This is a genomic window from Aliirhizobium wenxiniae, assembly GCF_014201355.1.
Lineage (GTDB): Bacteria > Pseudomonadota > Alphaproteobacteria > Rhizobiales > Rhizobiaceae > Neorhizobium > Neorhizobium wenxiniae.
In genome coordinates, this window is sequence record NZ_JACHEG010000001.1 from 172,569 (window position 1) to 188,955 (window position 16,387).

The 16,387-nt window shown below is 59.4% G+C and carries 16 protein-coding genes; 13 read left to right on the forward strand and 3 right to left on the reverse strand.

Annotated elements, in window-relative coordinates; all coding sequences use genetic code 11:
- The first annotated feature begins 3 nt into the window (after positions 1-3).
- The 3 genes from HNQ72_RS00960 (at position 4) to HNQ72_RS00970 (ending at position 2,840) form a co-directional block, all read left to right on the forward strand.
- On the forward strand, positions 4-1,032 hold the full coding sequence (locus HNQ72_RS00960; protein ID WP_183989164.1) for a zinc-binding dehydrogenase: 1,029 nt from the start codon (positions 4-6) through the stop codon (positions 1,030-1,032).
- Positions 1,033-1,038: 6 nt separating this feature from the next.
- The gene (locus HNQ72_RS00965) at positions 1,039-1,974 is read left to right on the forward strand and encodes a lipid A biosynthesis lauroyl acyltransferase (RefSeq protein WP_183989165.1); all 936 of its coding nucleotides are present in this window, start codon (positions 1,039-1,041) and stop codon (positions 1,972-1,974) included.
- Positions 1,975-2,129: 155 nt separating this feature from the next.
- Positions 2,130-2,840 (forward strand): PAS domain-containing protein, encoded by a 711-nt coding sequence (locus tag HNQ72_RS00970; protein ID WP_183989166.1) that lies wholly within the window; start codon positions 2,130-2,132, stop codon positions 2,838-2,840.
- Positions 2,841-2,848: 8 nt separating this feature from the next.
- On the opposite strand, the gene HNQ72_RS00975 is transcribed toward HNQ72_RS00970, so the two are convergent.
- The gene (locus tag HNQ72_RS00975; RefSeq protein ID WP_244654259.1) at positions 2,849-3,355 is read right to left on the reverse strand and encodes a hemerythrin domain-containing protein; all 507 of its coding nucleotides are present in this window, start codon (positions 3,353-3,355) and stop codon (positions 2,849-2,851) included.
- Positions 3,356-3,562: 207 nt separating this feature from the next.
- On the opposite strand from HNQ72_RS00975, the gene ccoN reads away from it, so the two are divergent.
- Genes ccoN through ccoP form a run of 4 tightly spaced genes read left to right on the forward strand, consistent with a single transcriptional unit; the run spans position 3,563 to position 6,959 of the window.
- A complete protein-coding gene (gene ccoN / locus HNQ72_RS00980) occupies positions 3,563-5,185 on the forward strand; it encodes a cytochrome-c oxidase, cbb3-type subunit I (protein WP_183989167.1) in 1,623 nt (540 codons plus the stop codon).
- A 12-nt stretch (positions 5,186-5,197) separates the two neighbouring features.
- Positions 5,198-5,929 (forward strand): cytochrome-c oxidase, cbb3-type subunit II, encoded by a 732-nt coding sequence (gene ccoO, locus HNQ72_RS00985; protein WP_148146475.1) that lies wholly within the window; start codon positions 5,198-5,200, stop codon positions 5,927-5,929.
- 12 nt (positions 5,930-5,941) lie between these two features.
- The gene (locus HNQ72_RS00990) at positions 5,942-6,094 is read left to right on the forward strand and encodes a cbb3-type cytochrome c oxidase subunit 3 (RefSeq protein WP_148146476.1); all 153 of its coding nucleotides are present in this window, start codon (positions 5,942-5,944) and stop codon (positions 6,092-6,094) included.
- A gap of 1 nt (position 6,095) precedes the next feature.
- Positions 6,096-6,959, forward strand: coding sequence for a cytochrome-c oxidase, cbb3-type subunit III (gene ccoP / locus HNQ72_RS00995; protein WP_183821795.1), 864 nt, complete (start codon positions 6,096-6,098; stop codon positions 6,957-6,959).
- 91 nt (positions 6,960-7,050) lie between these two features.
- On the opposite strand, the gene HNQ72_RS01000 is transcribed toward ccoP, so the two are convergent.
- The gene (locus HNQ72_RS01000; protein WP_183686918.1) at positions 7,051-7,455 is read right to left on the reverse strand and encodes an SRPBCC family protein; all 405 of its coding nucleotides are present in this window, start codon (positions 7,453-7,455) and stop codon (positions 7,051-7,053) included.
- A 130-nt stretch (positions 7,456-7,585) separates the two neighbouring features.
- On the opposite strand from HNQ72_RS01000, the gene ccoG reads away from it, so the two are divergent.
- The 5 genes from ccoG to gndA all read left to right on the forward strand — a co-directional run bounded on the left by ccoG (position 7,586) and on the right by gndA (position 13,653).
- A complete protein-coding gene (gene ccoG / locus HNQ72_RS01005; RefSeq protein WP_183989168.1) occupies positions 7,586-9,172 on the forward strand; it encodes a cytochrome c oxidase accessory protein CcoG in 1,587 nt (528 codons plus the stop codon).
- The gene (locus HNQ72_RS01010) at positions 9,169-9,663 is read left to right on the forward strand and encodes a FixH family protein (protein ID WP_183989169.1); all 495 of its coding nucleotides are present in this window, start codon (positions 9,169-9,171) and stop codon (positions 9,661-9,663) included. The genes ccoG and HNQ72_RS01010 overlap by 4 nt, the downstream gene beginning before the upstream one ends.
- Positions 9,660-11,939, forward strand: coding sequence for a cation-translocating P-type ATPase (locus HNQ72_RS01015; protein ID WP_183989170.1), 2,280 nt, complete (start codon positions 9,660-9,662; stop codon positions 11,937-11,939). The genes HNQ72_RS01010 and HNQ72_RS01015 overlap by 4 nt, the downstream gene beginning before the upstream one ends.
- The gene (ccoS, locus tag HNQ72_RS01020) at positions 11,936-12,088 is read left to right on the forward strand and encodes a cbb3-type cytochrome oxidase assembly protein CcoS (protein WP_112455538.1); all 153 of its coding nucleotides are present in this window, start codon (positions 11,936-11,938) and stop codon (positions 12,086-12,088) included. The genes HNQ72_RS01015 and ccoS overlap by 4 nt, the downstream gene beginning before the upstream one ends.
- Before the next feature lie 131 nt (positions 12,089-12,219).
- On the forward strand, positions 12,220-13,653 hold the full coding sequence (gene gndA / locus HNQ72_RS01025; RefSeq protein ID WP_183989171.1) for an NADP-dependent phosphogluconate dehydrogenase: 1,434 nt from the start codon (positions 12,220-12,222) through the stop codon (positions 13,651-13,653).
- 60 nt (positions 13,654-13,713) lie between these two features.
- On the opposite strand, the gene HNQ72_RS01030 is transcribed toward gndA, so the two are convergent.
- Positions 13,714-14,760, reverse strand: a complete 1,047-nt coding sequence (locus HNQ72_RS01030) for a LacI family transcriptional regulator (RefSeq protein WP_183989172.1) — start codon at positions 14,758-14,760, stop codon at positions 13,714-13,716.
- 358 nt (positions 14,761-15,118) lie between these two features.
- On the opposite strand from HNQ72_RS01030, the gene HNQ72_RS01035 reads away from it, so the two are divergent.
- Positions 15,119-16,351 carry an ABC transporter substrate-binding protein gene (locus HNQ72_RS01035; protein ID WP_183989173.1) on the forward strand — a complete coding sequence of 411 codons (1,233 nt, stop codon included), beginning with the start codon at positions 15,119-15,121 and terminating at the stop codon, positions 16,349-16,351.
- Positions 16,352-16,387 lie beyond the last annotated feature (36 nt).

Consider the following 16,387-nt stretch of genomic DNA (forward strand, 5'->3'; position numbering starts at 1 on the left):
AACATGCGCGCGCTGCAACTGATTGATGATCGCAAGCTCGAAGCCGTCGATATCCCCGAGCCGGATGCACCAGGTCCGGGTGAAGTGACGCTGCGCGTCAAGGCCGTCGCGTTGAACCATATCGACGTCTGGGGCTGGCGCGGCATGGCATTTGCCAAGCGCAAGATGCCGCTGACGATCGGCGCGGAAGCGTCGGGTGTCGTCGAGGCGATCGGCCCCGGCGTCTCCAACGTTCTTCCCGGCCAGCTTGTGTCGATCTACGGCGCACGCACCTGTGGCCTCTGCAAGCCCTGCCGCGAAAAGCGTGACAATCTGTGCGAGCACGTCTCCGGTGTACATGGCTTCCACCTCGACGGCTTTGCCCAGGAAAAGGCAAATATTCCCGCCCGCCAGCTCGTTCCGGCGCCTCCGGGTATCGATGCGGTCGCAGCAGCTCTCGCACCTGTCACCTTCGGTACCGTCGAGCACATGCTGTTCGACAACGCAAAACTGCAGCCCGGCGAAACCATTCTCGTCCATGCCGGCGGTTCCGGCATCGGTACGGCGGCGATCCAGCTTGCCAAGAAGATTGGCTGCACCGTCATCACCACCGTCGGCTCCGACGACAAGATCGAAAAGGCCAAGGCGCTTGGTGCCGATCATGTCATCAACTACCGCAAGGACCGTTTCGAAGGCGTCGTGCGCAAGCTGACCAAGAAGAAGGGCGTCGATGTCGTCTTCGAACATGTCGGCAAGGATACCTGGGCCGGTTCCATGCTCTGCATGAAGCGCGGCGGCCGCCTTGTGACCTGCGGGTCCACTTCGGGCGTGTCGACCGACATGAACCTGATGATGTTGTTCCAGCAGCAGCTCAAGCTTCTCGGCTCTTTCGGTTGCCGCATGGAAAACATGGCCGACGCCATGCAGAAGATGGCGCAGGGCATCGTTCATCCGGTCATCGACACCGAAGTTACCTTCGACGAGATCGACCGCGCGCTCGAGCGGATGGAAGGTCGCCAGATCTTCGGCAAGATCGTCCTGCGTATGGATTGATCGACCATGAAGATGGTCATCACCCGCATCGTTCTGGCGTTCATGCATTTCCGGCAATGGCTGGTGGCGCAGGCGACCTTTGCTCTGCTGACAGTGCTGAAGGTTCTGCCTGCTGATCCGGCGATACGTTTCGCCGAGCGCGTTGCGCGTTTCATCGGTCCGAAGCTGTGGCGTCACAAGCTGATGATGGCCAATCTGCGCAACGCCTTCCCGGAAAAGTCTGAGAATGATCTTCAGGAGATCGCGGTCGCCAGCTGGGGACATATGGGGCGCATGGCCGCCGAATATGTGTTCCTCGACCGGCTTTTCGATTTCGATCCGGAAAAGACGGAAGCGGGCAGGGTGGAAGTTTCGGGCATACCGATCTTCCTCGATCTGCGCGACAACCCTCGGCCTTTTATCGTCTTTACCGCGCATACCGGCAATTTCGAACTGCTGCCTGTTGCTGGAAAGGCCTTCGGGCTTGAGGTCATGGTGCTGTTCCGCCCGCCGAACAACCCTTACATTGCCGACAAGGTCTTTTCCTTCCGTGCGGCCCGCATGGGAAGTCTCGTTCCCTCTCATGCAGGATCGTCCTTCGCGCTCGCGCGGCGTCTCGAGGCCGGCGGCGGAGTAGGGGTTCTTGTCGACCAGAAATTCAAAAAAGGCCTGTCGACCTCTTTCTTCGGGCGGCCGGTCAAAACCAATCCGCTTTTGGCCAAACTGGTCCGTCAGTTCGATGCCGAGGTCTACCCGGCTCGCTGCATCCGTCTTCCCGACAATCGCTTCCGCCTGGAGATCGAACCGAGAATCGATCTGCCACGCGATGAAAACGGCAACCTCGATATTCAGGGCACTTCGCAGGTTCTGAACGACAAGGTTGAAAGCTGGGTTCGCGAATATCCTGAACAATGGCTGTGGTATCATGATCGCTGGAACATCAAAGGAACCGTCGAGCGTTGATCGGCCTTCGATAACTTGTGATCCTATGGTATTTTGTGGGGCATTATTTGGGGCCGCACTAGACGAAATGATTAATTATAATCATATCTTATGCAGGGTAGGCTTGCAGTAGGTAGAAGGCGCCGCTTCTCGCGTTGTTCTGAGAGGGGTCGATTTTGAAAGCATTGATTGATCTGTTCTGGGCGAAATATTCCGACCTTCGCCAGGCAGTCGAACATGAAGATGACGATGCCGTTTCTCGGATCGACCGGGAAATCGATCCGCTCGTCAAGGCTATACTTGGAAGCCAGGGGCGCGATCAGTCGGCGATTGGCGTGCAGTTCCGATTCGCACTCGACCTGTTGAATGAGGAAGCCGATGATGGCGGCTGCGTCAGGCGCAACGGCCATCTGCTGCAGATGCTGGTCGAACGTTATTTGATAACCGACCAGTCACTGCCTTCCAAAACGAAAACCACCGAAGATCCGGCCCAGCCCGTCGATATCACGCAGGCCATCGCCGACGGTTACCTTGATGATGCGCTGCTCAACAGCCTGCCGGAACGGGTCATGGTCGTCGCGCCCGGTTATCGCATCTTCTATAGTAACGAAACCAATGCGCAGCGAATGGATGTGCCGCGCGATACTCTCATTGGCCGCCATTTTGCCGAGTTTGTCGGACTGCATCATTTCCGTCATGATCTGCAGCCCAGCCTTGATCGTTGTTTTGCCGGCGAGAGCCTGACCTTGACTTATGCTGACAAGCTTGAGGGCCGCACAGTCGTCATTCATTGCCGCATGTCTCCGATAAGCAGATCGGGAACATTGATCGGAGCGCTGGTGGTGATGCAGGAGAAGGAAGATCGCCGCCGGCGGCGTGCCGACTGACGCGGTCGTTATTCCGATATCGGGCTGAACGGCAGGTAGTCGTGTAGCAGATAGGCCTTTTCGAAGGCGATATGCCGCCTTACGCCCTCAAAGAAGCCGCGCAACATATATCCCACCGCTTCGTCATTGACCGGTTCGCCTGAGCCGAGACGTAAGAGTGATTCCGTCAGTTCCTCCGCATAGCCCTCATCTTCGAGATGCTCGAATTTGAGACGTGAAAGCGTTGCCGACATCGGTCCAGAATGGGCGTGCTGTCGCGCGATATGGGGAAACAGAACGCTCTCTTCGTAATGGTGGATGCTGCGGATCAGCGGACAGAGTGCCTTGGCGGCGTAGATGCACTTCTGTTTGTTGATGCTCGCCGGCAGCGAGTCGGCGATTTCTTCAAGTTCGACGCAAAGCGCGAGTTGTTCCTCATGCGCCTGCCGGATCCACGACATGATGACGTCCTGATCGTATTGTCGGACGGGCTGAGCAGACAGAACTGCATTCGTCAGATCGATATCGTGTCTCAAGTCTGACCTCCGGAAGCTGCATGACCGTTGATCGCGCAAAGTTCCATCATGCCCGGCTTACTTGCGTTGATTCAAATCAAGGCATTTGACGTGACCTGCTGCCATCTGTCGCGGTGGTCGCGACGGAAAGTGGCAGGGGGGATTCGTTCGGAATCGTTGTTTCGCCACCCTCGCGACGGCCAATCACGCCGTTGGGGGATACCAACAATGAACTACCCTTTGGAAACTGCAGCGCTGGTAATCGGGACATTCCTGGCGTTGCTTGGCGCGGCTTACGCGCATGACAGTCTGTTTGCCGCCCATATGTGGGTGCTGTTCCTGACACTCGGCATCAGCAGCATCGTCATGCTGCGCCGAGTCTCTTTCGCACCCGTCGGTGCACCACGAGCCGTCCCGGCAAAGTCGGAATACTTTGACGAAGTCATCAAATACGGCACGATCGCCACTGTTTTCTGGGGTGTGGTCGGCTTCCTGGTCGGCGTTGTCGTCGCCATGCAGCTGGCTTTCCCCGATCTGAACATCGAGCCATGGCTCAATTTCGGTCGCACGCGCCCGCTGCACACTTCGGCCGTTATCTTCGCCTTCGGCGGCAACGCCCTGATCGCCACATCATTCTATGTTGTCCAGCGCACCTGTCGGGCCCGCCTGTTCGGCGGCAATCTCGGATGGTTCGTGTTCTGGGGCTACCAGCTTTTCATCGTCATGGCGGCAACCGGCTATCTGCTCGGTATCACCCAGGGCAAGGAATATGCTGAGCCGGAATGGTATGTCGATATCTGGCTGACCATCGTCTGGGTCGCCTATCTCGTCGTCTTCCTCGGCACGATCTTCATGCGCAAGGAGCCGCATATCTATGTGGCGAACTGGTTCTATCTGGCCTTCATCGTCACGATCGCCATGCTGCACATCGTCAACAACCTGGCGATTCCGGTCTCTTTCCTCGGCATCAAGAGCTATTCGGCTTTCTCCGGCGTGCAGGATGCCCTGACCCAGTGGTGGTACGGCCATAACGCGGTCGGCTTCTTCCTGACGGCCGGCTTCCTCGGCATGATGTATTACTTCATCCCGAAGCAGGTGAACCGTCCGGTCTATTCCTACCGCCTGTCGATCATCCACTTCTGGGCCCTGATCTTCATGTATATCTGGGCCGGTCCGCACCACCTGCATTACACAGCGTTGCCCGACTGGGCGCAGACGCTCGGCATGGTCTTCTCCATCATGCTGTGGATGCCGTCCTGGGGTGGCATGATCAACGGTCTGATGACGCTTTCCGGCGCCTGGGACCGTATCCGTACTGACCCGATCGTCCGCATGATGGTCATGGCCGTCGCCTTTTACGGAATGGCGACCTTCGAAGGCCCGATGATGTCGGTCAAGGCCGTCAACTCGCTCAGCCACTATACCGACTGGACCATCGGTCACGTCCACTCCGGCGCACTTGGCTGGAACGGCATGATCACCTTCGGCGCGATCTATTTCCTCGTGCCCAAACTATGGAATCGCAAGCGGCTCTATAGCCTGCAGCTGGTCAACTGGCACTTCTGGCTCGCAACGCTCGGCATCGTTCTCTACGCCGCCGTCATGTGGGTTGCCGGTATCCAGCAGGGCCTGATGTGGCGCGAGTATGATGACCAGGGCTTCCTCGTCTATTCCTTCGCGGAAACTGTCGCAGCCATGTTCCCTTATTACCTGATGCGCGCCCTCGGTGGTCTCATGTTCCTCGCCGGCGCACTGCTCATGGCATTCAACGTCACAATGACAATTCTCGGTCACGAACGGCAGGAACGCACCCCCGGTGTCGCCCCCGCCGGTCTGCAGCCGGCTGAATAAGGAGCTGACAGCATGTCTCTTCTCGATAAACACCAATTCATCGAGCGAAATGCCACGCTCCTTCTTGTCGGCTCCCTGCTTGTCGTTTCCATCGGCGGTATCGTGGAAATCGCACCGCTCTTCTATCTCGAAAACACCATCGAGAAAGTCGACGGGATGCGGCCCTATACGCCGCTGGAGCTTGCCGGTCGCAACATCTACATCCGCGAGGGCTGTTACGTCTGTCATAGCCAGATGATCCGCCCGTTCCGCGACGAAGTGGAGCGTTACGGTCACTATAGCCTTGCGGCGGAATCCATGTACGACCATCCGTTCCAGTGGGGGTCGAAGCGAACTGGGCCTGATCTGGCCCGCGTCGGCGATCGTTATTCCAACGAGTGGCACGTTCAGCATCTCATCGAACCGCGCGACGTCGTGCCGGAATCGGTGATGCCGAGCTATTCCTTCCTCAAGGAAAATACGCTCGAAGTGACCGACGTCTCCATGGATCTAAAGGCAAACCGCACCGTCGGCGTTCCCTATACTGACGAGATGATCGCCGAGGCGAATGCCGATCTGAAGGCGCAGGCCGATCCGAATGCCGATACCAGCGCTTTGCTGGCTCGGTATCCGAAGGCAAAGGTCGGCGATTTCGACGGCGATCCGACCAAATTGACCGAAATGGATGCGCTGGTCGCCTATCTGCAGATGCTCGGCACGCTGGTCGATTTCTCGACCTATGACGACACAACCGGTTACCGCTGAGGAGGGCGCGATATGGAAACCTATACCGCACTCCGCCAATTCGCCGACAGTTGGGGCCTGCTCGCCATGACCCTGTTCTTCGCCGGCGTCATCCTGTTCACTTTGCGCCCGGGCTCGAAGTCTCATGCAGACGATGCCGCCCAGATCCCTCTGAAGGAGGACTAAAATGGCGGACAAACATATCGATGAGATCAGCGGCGTCGAAACCACCGGTCACGAGTGGGACGGCATCCGCGAACTGAACAATCCCATGCCCCGCTGGTGGGTGTGGACGTTTTATGCCACGATCGTCTGGGCTCTCGGATACACCGTCCTTTATCCTGCATGGCCGCTGGTAAACGACGCGACTCGCGGTGTTCTCGGCTATTCCAGCCGTGGTGCGCTGTTGGACGAAATGGCGACGGCAAAAGCAGCCCAGGGTGCAATCCTTGAACGGATCGCGGCTGCGACACCGGAAGAAATCATCGCCAACCCTGAACTCAACCAGTTTGCCATGGCCGGCGGCGCGGCGGCTTTCCGCGTCAACTGCACGCCCTGTCACGGAACCGGTGCAGCCGGTGGTGAAGGTTATCCCAACCTCAACGACGATGACTGGCTTTGGGGTGGCAGCGTAGATGCGATCTACCAGACTGTCGCGCATGGAATTCGCGATGCGGTCGATCCCGATACTCGTATCGGCGAGATGACCGCTTTTGCGGATGTACTTCAGCCGGACGAAATACGTCAGGCCGCAGCCTATGTTGTCAGCCTCACCGGCAAGCCTCGTGATCCTTCGATGGTCGAACCCGGAAAGCAGATCTTCATGGATAACTGCGCGTCCTGCCACGGCGAAAATGCCGAGGGCAATCGCGATCTGGGTGCCCCGAACCTAGCCGATGCCATCTGGCTGAAGGTGCATGGTGAAGATCAGATTGCCGGCCAGATCCGCGCACCGAAGCACGGCGTCATGCCAGCCTGGACCACCCGTCTTGGTGACGTCACCGTCAAGCAGTTGGCTGTTTATGTCCATTCCCTGGGAGGCGGGGAGTAGAGTTTCAGCCCTTCCGGGCAGAAACTCTCTTGGGCCGGGATCCTTGGGTCCCGGCCATCGAATATCCGGTATGGCAGGAGGTTGCGACCGACTAGGATTGTTCGAGGATTTGCTTCAGAGTGCCTAGGTCCGTTTGGATGGCCGCCGCATCCACCTCGAAAGCCTGATCGTCCGTGTCTGGCTGTCGGAGCAAGGTGAACATGATTTCCGCGCCATCGCCATTCGGTACGACCCGCAGTGCATTTTCGAAACTCATCCCGGTATCCAGCGTGACGGTGTGATCGATGACGCCAAGATCGTTTCGGGGCGTAAACCGCACACGAATCTTGCCGATCGGCCCACCGTCGCCGATCCAGTCTTCGCCTTCTCGGCTCAAGCCCGCGGCGAGGCCGGCAGCCCATCGGGGCATGTTTTCCGGCTGGGATGCGAAGGCGTAGACGTCACGCCATGGCCTGTCGATCGTCGTGTGAATGATGCGTGCGGGCATTGGCGTCATTGTAATCTCCGTTCTGTCGTCCGCATGGGCGAGGGGCGTGAACCGGTCTGCGAATGCCGCATGCCTTGACTTGCGTCAAGGAATTGAGGGTCGCGCGGTGGGAAAAGGCATGGTGCAAAGGAATGTTCCGATGAATCTCTATACCGCCGAAAGCGTTTCCGCAGGTGACGCATCTGTCGAACGGATTGATGTCAAGGCGGTGCATTCGCCTGGCGAAAAACGCCAGCCGCTTTATGAAAAACGCAAGAAGATTTTTCCCAAGCGTGCCGAGGGACGTTTCCGCCGGTTCAAGTGGCTGGTGATGCTCGTCACGCTCGGAATCTATTATCTGACACCGTGGATCAGGTGGGACCGTGGCCCCTTCGCCCCCGATCAGGCCGTGCTTGTCGATCTCGCCAGCCGGCGTTTCTATTTCTTCTTCATCGAGATCTGGCCGCAGGAATTCATCTTTGTCGCCGGCCTTCTGGTCATGGCGGGCTTTGGCCTTTTCCTACTGACCTCGGCCGTCGGTCGCGCCTGGTGCGGATATGCCTGTCCCCAGACGGTGTGGGTCGATCTCTTTCTCGTCGTCGAGCGCTTCATCGAAGGCGATCGTAACGCGCGGATGAAACTCGATGCCGGCCCCTGGACCGCGAACAAGATCACCAAGCGCGTCGTCAAGCATTCGATCTGGATCGCCATCGCAATCGCGACTGGCGGCGCTTGGATTTTCTACTTCGCCGACGCGCCGTCTCTTGCCTTCGATTTCATCACCGGTCAGGCGGCCTTCGTTGCCTATTCCACCGTCGCCATCCTGACCGCCACCACCTATCTGCTCGGTGGCCTGATGCGCGAGCAGGTCTGCATCTACATGTGTCCCTGGCCGCGTATCCAGGGCGCCATGCTCGACGAGCATTCGCTGGTCGTGACCTATAACGACTGGCGCGGCGAACCGCGCAGCCGCCACGCCAAAAAGGCGGCAGCCAGCGGCCAGATCGTCGGCGATTGCGTCGATTGCAACGCTTGCGTCGCAGTCTGTCCCATGGGGATCGACATTCGCGACGGCCAGCAGATGGCCTGTATCACCTGTGCGCTCTGTATCGACGCCTGCGATGGCGTGATGGACAAGATCGGCAAGGAACGCGGCCTGATCGCTTATGCGACGCTCGACGAATACGATGCCAACATGGCGTTGGCGACAGCCGGTGGTACCTCGCCGATCAATCCCACCCGAACCCGCAAGCCGGATGGTGGTTTTGTTGAAGGCGTCCGCCATTTCAACTGGAAGATCCTGCTTCGCCCGCGCACGTTGCTTTACATGGGCGTCTGGACAGCGGTCGGCATCGGCCTTGTCGTTGCGCTCCTGTCCCGCGACCGGCTGGAAATCAACGTGCTGCATGACCGCAATCCGCAATTCGTCATGGAGTCGGATGGTTCCATCCGCAATGGCTACACCGTTCGCCTCCTCAACATGATCCCTGAACCGCGCACGATCATGCTGACGCTAGACGGCATGCCGGAGGCGACGATGAAGATCATCGGCATCTCCGACGTGCCCGGACGCGAATTCGCCATCGAGGTCGCGCCGGACAAGGCAATGGCGCTGAAGGTCTATGTCACGCTGCCGAAGGATGAAGCCAAAAGCGAAGCATCCTTCCATTTCATCGCCGAAGACCGCTCCAGCCATGAGCGAAACAGTTACTCGGCTAACTTTTTCGTACCAGGAGGCAAAAGATGAGCACAGCATCGCAAAAGGGCTTCGTTTTCACGGGCTGGCACATGGCGGGCGTCATGGTGCTCTTCTTCGGCACGATCATCTCGGTCAATGTCTTCATGGCCTATAACGCTATTACCAGCTGGAGCGGTCTCGTCGTCCCGAACACCTATGTCGCCAGCCAGCAATTCAACGGCAAGGTGGCGCAGGCAAGGGCGCTTGCCGCAACCGGCGTCAACGGCAGGCTCGCCGTTAGCGCCGAGGGGGCTCGCTACGAAATCCTCGGTCCCGATGGCCAGCCGGTCGAGGCCGACCGCCTCGTCCTCAATTTCAAACGCCCTGTCGGCGAGCATCAGGATTTCAGCGTCGAGATGACGAAAGAAGGCATGGGTGTCTTCAGTATTTCCCGTGAGGTCCTACCGGGTCACTGGATCGTCGAGGCGATCGCCGAGCGCGGCGGAGAACGAATCCTTCATCATGCGGAGCGTGTCTCCGTTCATGGAGCAAAGAAATGAGCTGCTGCGCACCCGGAACGGAAGGCGAGATCGTCAGGTCTGCACCGTCTTCCGAAGAAATGCTGCTCGCAAGCCGGGACCTCGGCGAGGGCAGGCGGCAGGTAGATCTCAGCGTACCCGGCGTCCATTGCGGCGCCTGCATCGTCTCTATCGAAAACGCGCTCAAGGGCATCCATTCTGTCGAGAAGGCCCGCGTCAACCTTTCCACCAAACGCGTCTCGATCGTCTGGCAGCAGAAGGCTGACGAGCCATCTGTCGATCCGGCCGATTTCGTTGGTTCGATCACCGCTGCAACCGGCTATGACGCCTATCTCTTCGATGCTTCGCTCGATGATGGAGATAAGCTGCAGCGTGACCTCGTGCGCGCAGTCGCGCTTTGCGGTTTCGCCGCCGCCAACATCATGCTTCTTTCCGTTTCCGTCTGGTCCGGCGCCGATGATGCCACGCGCGACATGTTCCACTGGATTTCGGCCTTCATCGCCGCACCTGCGCTGATCTATGGCGGCCGGTTCTTTTACGCCTCCGCCTGGGCCGCGCTTAAGCGTGGACGCACCAATATGGACGTGCCGATCGCCCTTGCGATCACGCTCTCCTATGCAGTGTCGCTGTGGGAAACCATGCATCACGGCGAACATGCCTGGTTCGATGCCACCGTCTCGCTTCTGTTCTTCCTGCTGATCGGCCGCACGCTCGACCATATCATGCGTGACCGGGCAAGGGCTGCGATCAGCGGTCTTGCTCGCCTGTCACCGCGCGGTGCCATGGTCGTCTTGGCCGACGGCACACGTGAATACCGCCCCGTCGAGGATGTAAAACCCGGAGATCGCGTCGCGATTGCTGCCGGCGAACGCATCCCTGTCGATGGCACCGTCGAATGGGGCGCCAGCGATCTCGACGTCTCGATCGTCAACGGCGAAAGCGTGCCGCAGGCCGTCGCTGCCGGTGCCGCCGTCCATGCCGGCACGCTCAGCCTCACCGGCTCGCTCATCATCAAGGTCACCGCGACGGCAAGAGAATCCTTCCTTGCAGAAGTCATCTCGCTGATGGAGGTGGCGGAAGGGGCCAAGGCCGGTTATCGCCGTCTCGCGGACCGCGCCGCGCAATATTATTCGCCTGCCGTCCACCTTCTGGCTCTCACCGCCTTCGTCTCCTGGGGGCTTGCAGGCGGGGACTGGAAGCGCGCCATGCTGATCGCCATCGCGGTCCTGATCATCACATGCCCCTGTGCGCTCGGTCTGGCCGTTCCGGTCGTTCAGGTCGTCGCTGCCGGCCGTCTGTTCAGGAACGGCATCATGGTCAAGGATGGCTCGGCCATGGAGCGGCTCGCCCAGGCGGACAGCGTCATCTTCGACAAGACCGGGACCCTGACGCTCGGCCGTCCGCGCCTCGTCAATGGCAGCGATATTCCGGGGCCCATCCTGTCGCTCGCAGCCGGCCTTGCCGCCCATTCGCGCCATCCGCTGTCGCGGGCGATCTGCGCCGTGGCATCCGGCCCGTTCCCGCTCTTTGACGACGTGATCGAAATTCCCGGAAGCGGGCTTGAGGCTCGCCGTACCGAAGGGCTCTACAGGCTCGGCAACCGCCGCTTCGCCTGTGGCGAAACGACCGCCAGCGAGAATGCCGATCTCGAAGTCGTGCTGTCGCGCGACGGTCACGAGGTTACCTGCATCCGTTTCGAGGATGCGCTTCGCCAGGACGCCGCCTCTGCCATCCGGACGCTCGAAGCCGACGGCATGCCGGTCGACCTCGTCTCGGGTGATCGCGCCGGGCCGGTGACGGCGCTGGCGGCTCAACTCGGCATCGCCCGCTGGAAGGCGGAGGTCTCGCCCAAGGGTAAGGCCGATTATTGCGCCTCGCTTGCCGGTGAAGGCCGTAAGGTCCTGATGGTCGGCGACGGTATCAACGATGCACCTGCACTCGCCGCAGCTTATGTCTCGATGGCGCCGGCCACCGCGGCAGATATCGGCCGCAAGGCCGCCGATTTCGTCTTCATGCATGAAAGCCTTAACGCCGTGCCGCTGGCGATCGATATCTCGCGCCGTGCAAGCCGCCTGATCCGGCAGAATTTCGGGCTCGCTATCGGTTACAACATTATCGCTGTGCCGATCGCTCTTGCCGGCTATGCAACGCCGCTGATCGCCGCCGTCGCCATGTCCACTTCTTCGATCATCGTCGTCGTCAACGCACTCAGGCTGAACCAGATCGGCAGCGAGGATCTGGCGACACAGGCGGGGGCTGAGAAGACGGCTGAAAAAGGAAAGATGCGCGCCGCATGAACATGCTCATCTACCTCATCCCGGTCGCGCTCTTTCTCGGCGGACTCGGACTTGCTGCCTTTCTCTGGTCGTTGAAGAACGGCCAGTATGACGATCTCGACGGTGCCGCCTGGCGCATCATCGACGATGGCGAGGATCGCCCCGGCTGACAGGCCCGAATTATAGGGGCAGGCTATGGGGGCAGACAAATGCAGAATGTAGCCGATTTAGACAATCGCTCCCTTGCCCCCATGGCGCACCAATGCCAAAAGAAGGCGCAACAAAATCGGAGGCTCCTCCCGTGGAACAGGCAGAAATCGGCCTAATCGGCCTTGGCGTCATGGGCGCCAACCTTTCCCTCAATATCGCTGAAAAAGGCAACAAGATTGCCGTCTTCAACCGTACGGTCGAAGTCACGAAGAAATTCTACGCGGATGCAGGCGCCCTCCAGGGCCAGATCATTCCGTGCGAAACGATGGAAGATTTCATCAAGGCCATCCGCCCGCCGCGCCCGATCATCATCATGATCAAGGCCGGAGATCCGGTCGACCAGCAGATGGATCTCCTGAAGCCCTACCTGTCTTCCGGCGACATCATGATCGATGCCGGCAATGCCAACTTCCGCGATACGATGCGCCGCTTCAAGAGCCTTGAAGGCAGCGACCTGACCTTCATCGGCATGGGCGTTTCTGGTGGCGAGGAAGGTGCGCGCCACGGACCGTCCATCATGGTCGGCGGCACCGAGGAAAGCTGGAAGCGCGTCGAGAAGGTCCTGACCTCGATCTCGGCCAAGTTCAACGGCGAACCCTGCGTCGACTGGCTCGGCCCGAACGGCGCCGGTCACTTCGTCAAGACCATCCATAACGGCATCGAATATGCCGACATGCAGATGATCGCCGAAATCTACGGCATCCTGCGTGATGGCCTCGGCATGAGTGCGCCCGAGATCGGCGGCGTCTTCGGCCGCTGGAATGAAGGCCGCCTTGATTCCTATCTCATGGAAATCTCGGAAAAGGTGCTGAAGGCCAACGACCCGATCACCGGCAAGCCGATGGTCGACGTCATCGTCGATTCGGCAGGCCAGAAGGGCACCGGCAAGTGGTCGGTCATCGAGGCCCAGAACATGGGCGTCGCAGCGACCGCGATCGAAGCTGCCGTTGCCGGCCGTGTCATCTCCTCGCTCCGTTCCGAACGCCAGGCGGCCGAAAAGATCCTCGGCAAGCCGGCTCTGGTCGATCGCCCGAAGGATGGCATGGCCTTCCTCGCCGATCTGGAACTCGCGCTTCTGGCCGCCAAGATCGGCGCTTATGCGCAGGGCTTTGCCGTCATGGCGGAAGCTTCTAAGGAGTTCGGCTGGAACCTGCCGATGCCGACCATCGCCAAGATCTGGCGCGCTGGTTGCATCATCCGTTCGCAGTTCCTCGATGAAATCACCTCGGCCTTCACCAAGGATCCGAACGTGGCAAACCTCATCGTCACCCCGGCCTTCTCGCAACTGGTCAAGGAAACCGACGGCGCGCTTCGCCGCATCGTTTCCTACGCAGCACTGAATGGCCTTCCTGCTCCGGCGCTCACCTCGGCTCTTTCCTATTTCGACGCCTATCGTCGGGGCAGAGGCACGGCTAACCTCATCCAGGCTCAGCGCGACTTCTTCGGCGCGCATGGTTTCGACCGCCTCGATGGCGTCGACAAGCACCACGGCCCTTGGGGCAGCGGCCTTGCCGATTTCGCCTGATCGGTGTTCATAGATAAGATGAAAAAGCCCGGCCAAGTGCCGGGCTTTTTTCGTGATACGCTAATCTTTCGGTCCCATCACCGACCACACCGGCCCGTCGATGCTCTGCAGCAGTTCCGGTGCTACACCGTCGATACGAGCCAGAACCGCTTTTGCCAGTTCCCGGCCGGCATGGCGCACGTCTTCCGTCACGGTCAGCATTTCCGGCCTGATCCAGTTCAAAAATTCGGCCGACTGTTTCGAGACCATGTCGATCTCCTTGCCCAGTCGGCGTCCGGCAGCCTCGGCTCCGGCAACCAGTGCGATCGATGCGGATCCGCTGAGCGAGATGATACCGTCCGGCGGTTCGGCGAGGCGACACAGGCGCTCCGCATAGGCGCGGATTTCCTCGAGTGGCGTTTCCGTGGTCATCCGGCCCATCGAAACTTCCGTCGCCTGAAAATCGTTCAGGCCGCGCTCAAAACCTATCCGGCTATGGATCTGGTAGGAAAAGCGGCTGAGCGGCGCCAAGAGCGCGATGCGCCGGCGCCCGCGTCGTACAAGCCTTTGCACCGCCTGATAGACATAGGCTTCGTTGTCGAAATCGTGGAACGGGTGAACGATGCCCATATCCGTTCGTCCGTGGGTCACGAAGGGAAGATTCCGCTCGGTCATTAGCCGCACTCGCGGATCGTCAGGCTCCATGCGCGAGATGATCACCCCGTCCGCCGATCCGGTATCGAGGATGTAGCGCACCGGTACCATCGGATCTTTCTCGAATGAATGCGGCGTCACCACAAGGTGATACTGGGTTCCTCCCAACACTTCCGAAATTCCCTGCACCATCTGGCTGGTGAAACCCATCAATTCCTGCTCGATGCTCAGCACCAGCGCGATCACGTTGGTCTTGCCGGTCCGCAGGCGCACACCCGCCCGGTTCGGCTGATAGCCGAGCTGGCGCGCCACCAGTCGAACGCGCTCCTTGGTCTCGGACCCGATATCCGGCGCATCTTTCAGTGCGCGCGATACGGTCGTGATCCCGAGACCCGTCATGAAGGCGATCGTCTTGAGGGTAGGGCGTTCGTTAGTCGCCGTGTTGCGCGTGGATGTTTTTCTGATCTCGTCCATCTTGCTGCTCGCATCGATTGCCGTGATTGGCTTCTGAATGATGCAGATCGGTTATTACAGGAAAAACTGAAACGTTACAGGTAATTTTCAACCCGCATCCGATGAAAATACTTCTATCCGCAACCATGTGTTGGCATTACGCAATCGCACATCGATTTTGTGCATATGCGAAATAAAATAGCCTTAGATCGATCTTATGCCGGTATTTTCTGGAATTATTTACCTGATGACCTTGAGCTAAATGCCCTCAGAAGTTGTTCTAGTGCTCAATCATGCAATAATTTGGAGAAGCAGGCTTGCCACCTATCTGGCTTTGCCCTAGCTTTTTACTGCAACGTTTCAGTGAGGGAGGAGACTCATGCGTATCCGTGCATTCGCAGCCGTTCTGGCTGCCACCGCGGCGCTGCCTTGTGCAGCTATGGCCGCCGATCTGGAAGTCACGCATTGGTGGACATCGGGAGGCGAGGCGGCTGCCGTGAAGGAGCTGGCAACCGCATTCGATGCGACCGGCAATAAATGGGTCGATGGCGCCATTGCCGGTTCAGGCAGCACGGCGCGCCCGATCATGATCAGCCGCATCACCGGCGGTGATCCGATGGGCGCGACCCAATTCAACCACGGACGCCAGGCTGAGGAACTGGTCATGTCCGGCCTGATGCGCGACCTCAACGATGTCGCCGAAAAGGGCAAGTGGAAGGACATTATCAAACCGGCGAGCCTGCTCGCTAGCTGCACTTACGAGGGCAAGATCTACTGCGCCCCGGTCAACATCCATTCCTGGCAATGGCTGTGGCTTTCCAATGCGGCATTCGAAAAGGCTGGCGTACCGGTCCCGAAGGACTGGAACGAATTCGTCGCAGCCGGTCCCAAACTCAGGGAAGCCGGTCTTCAGCCGCTTGCCGTCGGCGGTTCCGCCTTCCAGGTCAACGGACTGTTCGACACGCTGGTGATCGCGCTGGGCGGCACCGAGCTTTACAACAAGGTCTACAAGGACAAGGACGAGGAAACCGCGGCCGGTCCTGAAATGGCAAAGATCTTTGCGGCGGCCGACGATGCCCGCAAGCTCGCCAAGGGCTCCAACGTGCAGGACTGGAACCAGGCCACCAATCTGGTCATCACCGGCAAGGCCGGCGGCCAGATCATGGGTGACTGGGCGCAGGGCGAGTTCCAGCAGGCCGGGCAGGTTGCCGGCAAGGACTATACCTGCCTTCCGGGCCTTGGTCTCAACCAGACCCTGACCACCGGCGGTGATGCCATCTACTTCCCGATTCTGAAGGACGAGGCGAAGTCCAAGGCGCAGGAAGTGCTGGCGGAAACCATTGTCGATCCCAAGGTGCAGGTGGCATTCAACCTCAAGAAGGGCTCCGTTCCGATCCGTAGTGACGTCGATCTTGCCGCTGCAAACGACTGCATGAAGAAGGGTATCGAGATCATCTCGAAGGGCAGCACGGCAACCAGTACCGACCAGCTCGTTTCGGCCGATACGCAGAAGCAGAAGGAAGACCTGATGTCCGAATTCTTCGCCAATGCGTCGATCACACCGAAACAGGCGCAGGAACGCTTCGCCTCCATCATCGGCTCGGCGGACTGATCACTCCATCACGATCCTGAACCGCACTGGCCTCGC

Coding starts and splice junctions, on each gene's coding strand:
- HNQ72_RS01010 (WP_183989169.1), top strand. CDS start 9,169: ATGAGCACAGCATCGCAAAAGGGCTTCGTTTTCACGGGCTGGCACATG.
- ccoO (WP_148146475.1), top strand. CDS start 5,198: ATGTCTCTTCTCGATAAACACCAATTCATCGAGCGAAATGCCACGCTC.
- HNQ72_RS01035 (WP_183989173.1), top strand. CDS start 15,119: ATGCGTATCCGTGCATTCGCAGCCGTTCTGGCTGCCACCGCGGCGCTG.
- ccoG (WP_183989168.1), top strand. CDS start 7,586: ATGAATCTCTATACCGCCGAAAGCGTTTCCGCAGGTGACGCATCTGTC.
- HNQ72_RS00990 (WP_148146476.1), top strand. CDS start 5,942: ATGGAAACCTATACCGCACTCCGCCAATTCGCCGACAGTTGGGGCCTG.
- HNQ72_RS01000 (WP_183686918.1), bottom strand. CDS start 7,455: ATGACGCCAATGCCCGCACGCATCATTCACACGACGATCGACAGGCCA.
- HNQ72_RS01030 (WP_183989172.1), bottom strand. CDS start 14,760: ATGGACGAGATCAGAAAAACATCCACGCGCAACACGGCGACTAACGAA.
- HNQ72_RS00960 (WP_183989164.1), top strand. CDS start 4: ATGCGCGCGCTGCAACTGATTGATGATCGCAAGCTCGAAGCCGTCGAT.
- HNQ72_RS00965 (WP_183989165.1), top strand. CDS start 1,039: ATGAAGATGGTCATCACCCGCATCGTTCTGGCGTTCATGCATTTCCGG.
- ccoS (WP_112455538.1), top strand. CDS start 11,936: ATGAACATGCTCATCTACCTCATCCCGGTCGCGCTCTTTCTCGGCGGA.
- ccoP (WP_183821795.1), top strand. CDS start 6,096: ATGGCGGACAAACATATCGATGAGATCAGCGGCGTCGAAACCACCGGT.
- HNQ72_RS01015 (WP_183989170.1), top strand. CDS start 9,660: ATGAGCTGCTGCGCACCCGGAACGGAAGGCGAGATCGTCAGGTCTGCA.
- ccoN (WP_183989167.1), top strand. CDS start 3,563: ATGAACTACCCTTTGGAAACTGCAGCGCTGGTAATCGGGACATTCCTG.